This is a genomic window from Acidovorax sp. KNOB132, from assembly GCF_057541515.1.
The window spans coordinates 1-3,632 of record NZ_BAAJYT010000324.1; the positions used below are offsets into that span (position 1 = coordinate 1).

A 3,632-nucleotide genomic window follows, 5' to 3' on the forward strand; every position below is an offset into this window, starting at 1 on the left:
CGAGGCGGGCCTGGTCGGCGCGCAGGCCTCGCGGCGCGTGCTGTACATGGCCACGCTGGGCAAGGCCGCGGGCGTGGCCGGTGCCTTCGTCGCGGGCGACGACGCCTTGATCGAATGGCTGCTGCAAAAGACGCGCAGCTACATCTTCGCCACCGCCGCGCCGCCGCTGCTGGCGCGCGCGCTGCAGGCCAGCCTGACGCTCATCGAGGCGGAGGATTCGCGCCGCGAGCACCTCGCGCGCCTCGTCCAGCGCCTGCGGGACGGCCTCGCGCCGCGGCTGCAGGGCACGCACTGGCAACTGGGCGAGTCGCGCACCGCCGTGCAGGCCGTGGTGATCGGCGCCAACGACGAGGCCCTGGCCGCCATGGAAGGCCTGCGCCAGCGCGGCCTGTGGGTGCCCGCCATCCGCCCGCCCACCGTGCCCGAAGGCACGGCGCGCCTGCGCATCGCCCTGTCGGCCGCGCACACCGAGGCCGACGTGGACCGCCTGCTGCAGGCGCTGGCCGAGCTGGCGCCCGCCGCCGTGGAGGCCCTGGCATGACCTACAGCGTCAAGGAAATCTTCTACACCCTGCAGGGCGAGGGCGGCCAAGCCGGCACGCCCGCCGTGTTCTGCCGCTTCGCGGGCTGCAACCTCTGGAGCGGCCGCGAGGAAGACCGCGCCAGCGCCGTCTGCCGCTTCTGCGACACCGACTTCGTGGGCACCGACGGCACCCTGGGCGGCAAGTTCGCCACCGCAGACGCGCTGGCCGAGGTGATCGCCGCGCAGTGGCCCACGCACGACGCCGCGCACCGCCTGGTCGTGCTGACGGGCGGCGAGCCGCTGCTGCAGGTGGACCCGGACTTCATCGACGCCCTGCACGCGCGGCGCTTTCGCATCGCCGTGGAGAGCAACGGCACCGTCGCCGCGCCGCCCGGCATCGACTGGCTGTGCATCAGCCCCAAGGCCGGCGCGCCCTGGGTGCAGCGCAGCGGGCAGGAACTCAAGCTGGTGTGGCCCCAGCCCGGCTTCGACCTCGCCGCGCTGGAGTCGCAGACGCAGTTCACGCACCGCTTCCTGCAGCCCATGGACGGCCCGGAGCAGGCCGCCAACACCGGGCGCTGCATCGCCGCCTGCCTGGAGCGCCCCGCATGGCGCCTGAGCCTGCAGACCCACAAGCTCACCGGCATCCGCTGAGCCCTGTTCCGTACCATTTTTTTTCGCCCCGTTCCCGCCCGTTCGCCGACCATGCAGTTCACCGTCCACCAGCGCTTTTTCTTCGATGCCGCGCACACCTTGCAGCGCGAGATCGAGGCCGAGGGCAGCCGCCGCATCCACGGCCACACCTACCACGCGGAGGTGGCCGTCACCGGCCCGCGCGATCCCGCCACCGGCATGGTCATCGACCTGGGCCACCTGCGCCAGCGCCTGGCCGCCGTGCGCGAGCAGCTCGACCACCACTGGCTGGACGAGGTGCCCGGCCTGGGCACGCCCACGCTGGAAAACCTGTGCCGCTTCATCGCCCAGGCGCTCGATGGCATGCAGCCGCCCGCCAGCCGCGTGCGCGTGTGGCGCGAGGCGCTGGGCGACGGCTGCGTGCTGGACCTGGCGCCGCCCGGCCCGGTGCCGGGCTGAGCCCATCCGCCCCCTTCCCCTTCTTTCATCCCACCCCGCAGGAGAACCGCCATGCCCCACCTCGTCATCGAATACAGCCAGAACCTGGCCGGTCTGCCCGAAGCCCAGATGCTGGCGGAACTGAACCAGTCCCTCACCGCGAGCCCCGAGATCCAGAACGAGGCGGACCTCAAGTCCCGCTTCCTGCGCACCGACCGCTTCGAGATCGGCACCGCCCCCGCCGACCGCGCGTTCGTGCATGCGCAGCTGCGCCTGCTGTCCGGCCGCTCGCCCGAGACCAAGCAGGACCTCGCCGGCCGCGTGGCCGACGTGCTGCGCCGTCTCACGCCCCGGCCCGGGGGCGTGATGGTGCAGCTCAGCGTGGAGATCGTGGACATGGACCGTGGGTCCTACGTGAAAGAGCGGCTTTGAGCCCCACAGGGCTCCAGCGCAATCAACACTAGGGCATATTGCTACAAAAAACGTAGCATATAGCGATGGCCGCGGGCATCGGAGTCCTTGGAGCCTGCGACACCGGCTCAGCAGGTGTGAACGAATCCGGTGCCTCCCGATGCACCGCCGAAACACGTCCGATCAAGGCGCAAGCCGCCAACGTAGCTCAGTTACTGCGAGTTTTTGCAACACAGAGCAGGGGTGTTCTGGCGAGTGCAGCGGTCACGGCTCACACCTTTCAAGCCTGCAGCGTGGCGGACAACCAGCCCCGCAGGCTGTTCACGAGCCCTACCCGCATCTGGGCAAATCCTACAAACCGCTTTCTCACTTCGATGGGCTCTCTTTGCCCATTTCCTCCAGCATGAGCTCGCTATCGGACTTCGCCCCTTTTTTCACGTAGTAACGCAAAGAATCTCCGCTGGCATCGTTGGTATTTGAAATGATTCCTACACCGCCAATTCCAATTTTATATTCCTTGCCATTTTCGATGGCCCTGAAGTGGCAGGCACCAAAAGAGTAGTCATGAGATTCAAATTGAAAAATGGGTTTGGCGTTTTTCCAGAATTCCCTGAATTCGTTAGGCGTCATGTTGAAAGAATTGCAAAATCTAATAGCGTCCTCGTCTTTCATTTCGGGGTCTATGACTTTTATAATTTCAGGTTCTTGCATGGAGATTGGCATTAACCACCATGCAAAAAAAGTACCGATAAAAATACTTAGAGCGATGAATACTGAAAACGTGATTTTTAACACATTCTTCATTGAGATGCCTCTAGTAACCAATCAATCGCCCTTCGCTTTCCTGCTTTCGGGGATCAATCAAACCATGGGGATAAATTCGGTCACGAGTCAAATTAAGCATCGAAATCAATTCTCCCACCAACCATTTTGACGATTCATTTTGGGCATGTGTTGGCTTTCCGTAAGATTGATTCAGAGGGGCTCCAACCACCTCTATGCCAATGGAATCGAAATTAGTGGGATAGCGATCTTTGGCTGCTTTCTTTCGTTCGTAGGCATCCACCTGTTTATCATATTCATCCTTATCGGTGTACTTCAATTTTAATGCTTCAAGTTCTTTCTTATCGATTGCGTCGCATTTTTGCACCTGCATGCAATAAGATTTTATTCGACCGATATGCCAGCATATTTTATCCACTCGTGCGGTTTGAAATATCTGGCCTGCGGGATTAATTAAAAAGTGGGTTCCTGTTCCTGACGGCCTAAACGCGTACGCCATCAGCGTTTTGGCAGTGTAATTGCTGCTGGTTTGATGTAGAACGATCCCGCTGACGCTGAGCATCTGCCCATGCTCGATGCCTGGATATATTTGCGTGGTTATTTTTCTGTGTTTAATTACACCACCCATTGCAATTAACATTAGCACTCCCTTTTAGACGATGGGCGTGCATGATAGCGAAGGTCGACCTCAAATATGAAGTGCAAAACCTGAGGTAGCATTTTGAAAGGCTCCCAATAGCGTATTGCAATGGTTCCTGGATTTGGAACCGACGGCCCCTGGACGCCGACCCCGCCGACTCAGGCCTGCAGCGTGGCGTCCAGCCAGCCCCGCAGGCTGTTCACGA

At 61.8% G+C, this 3,632-nt stretch carries 6 protein-coding genes; 4 read left to right on the plus strand and 2 right to left on the minus strand.

Annotated elements, in window-relative coordinates:
• The 4 genes from AC27IO_RS21820 to AC27IO_RS21835 form a co-directional block, all read left to right on the plus strand.
• Positions 1 to 541: aminotransferase class I/II-fold pyridoxal phosphate-dependent enzyme (locus AC27IO_RS21820; protein WP_498740724.1), on the plus strand; the 541-nt coding region annotated here is incomplete at its 5' end.
• Positions 538 to 1,176 carry a 7-carboxy-7-deazaguanine synthase gene (gene queE, locus AC27IO_RS21825; protein ID WP_498740725.1) on the plus strand — a complete coding sequence of 213 codons (639 nt, stop codon included), beginning with the start codon at positions 538 to 540 and terminating at the stop codon, positions 1,174 to 1,176. The genes AC27IO_RS21820 and queE, both read left to right, overlap by 4 nt.
• Positions 1,177 to 1,227: 51 nt before the next feature.
• Entirely contained in the window at positions 1,228 to 1,614 is a 387-nt protein-coding gene (locus tag AC27IO_RS21830; protein WP_272549004.1) for a 6-carboxytetrahydropterin synthase, read from the plus strand.
• A 51-nt stretch (positions 1,615 to 1,665) separates the two neighbouring features.
• Positions 1,666 to 2,025, plus strand: coding sequence for a 5-carboxymethyl-2-hydroxymuconate Delta-isomerase (locus AC27IO_RS21835; protein WP_284429338.1), 360 nt, complete (start codon positions 1,666 to 1,668; stop codon positions 2,023 to 2,025).
• Between the two features lie 345 nt (positions 2,026 to 2,370).
• Here the strand turns inward: AC27IO_RS21835 and AC27IO_RS21840 are convergent, their stop codons facing one another.
• Positions 2,371 to 2,808, minus strand: coding sequence for a hypothetical protein (locus AC27IO_RS21840; RefSeq protein ID WP_498740726.1), 438 nt, complete (start codon positions 2,806 to 2,808; stop codon positions 2,371 to 2,373).
• Between the two features lie 10 nt (positions 2,809 to 2,818).
• Positions 2,819 to 3,427: a peptidoglycan recognition protein family protein gene (locus AC27IO_RS21845; protein WP_498740728.1), complete on the minus strand. Its 609-nt coding sequence runs from the start codon at positions 3,425 to 3,427 to the stop codon at positions 2,819 to 2,821.
• Between the last annotated feature and the right edge of the window lie 205 nt (positions 3,428 to 3,632).

Coding starts and splice junctions, on each gene's coding strand:
- queE (WP_498740725.1), top strand. CDS start 538: ATGACCTACAGCGTCAAGGAAATCTTCTACACCCTGCAGGGCGAGGGC.
- AC27IO_RS21830 (WP_272549004.1), top strand. CDS start 1,228: ATGCAGTTCACCGTCCACCAGCGCTTTTTCTTCGATGCCGCGCACACC.
- AC27IO_RS21835 (WP_284429338.1), top strand. CDS start 1,666: ATGCCCCACCTCGTCATCGAATACAGCCAGAACCTGGCCGGTCTGCCC.
- AC27IO_RS21840 (WP_498740726.1), bottom strand. CDS start 2,808: ATGAAGAATGTGTTAAAAATCACGTTTTCAGTATTCATCGCTCTAAGT.
- AC27IO_RS21845 (WP_498740728.1), bottom strand. CDS start 3,427: ATGTTAATTGCAATGGGTGGTGTAATTAAACACAGAAAAATAACCACG.